We start from the raw sequence: 467 nt of genomic DNA, 5'->3' as shown, positions 1-467 counted from the left end.
TTTAGAACAAGATTTAAATTTAAAATCTCTACAAACTAAAGAAATTCAAGAAAATATTAATTTAAAAACATTGGAAAAAACAAAAATACAAAAAGAGCTAGATCAGTATAATAATGTAGTTTATATTGAAAGATACCATCAAAGTGCAAAACAAAGAATTTATAATCACTTATCATATAAACTAGGTTTTTGTGCTATAAAAAAATCTAAAACTTTATGGGGATGGATCAGTATGCCAATAATACTTTTAAGTATTTTTATATCTCATAAGCAAGAACAAAAAATTTATCAAGAGAAAATAAAAAAAGATCCATCCTTAAAACTTCCATCGCTTGAATTATATACTGACTACCAAGAAGCAAGGAAAGAAGAAAATAGCTTTACATATAAACTTGGACAAGCCATAATGAATGCTAATAAAACTTGGTATAAGGGTGGGTATGTTAAACTATGGTTTGAGATTAGGA

At 25.7% G+C, this 467-nt stretch carries 1 pseudogene; it reads left to right on the top strand.

The window, feature by feature from the left end:
- Positions 1-467: pseudogene (locus tag CCO88_RS09810) on the top strand (hypothetical protein); the annotation flags it as partial.

This window comes from Campylobacter coli LMG 9860 (genome assembly GCF_000254135.1).
Taxonomy (GTDB): Bacteria; Campylobacterota; Campylobacteria; order Campylobacterales; family Campylobacteraceae; genus Campylobacter_D; species Campylobacter_D coli.
The sequence above is the reverse complement of the archived record's forward strand: the minus strand, read 5'-3'. Positions and strand labels throughout refer to the sequence as shown.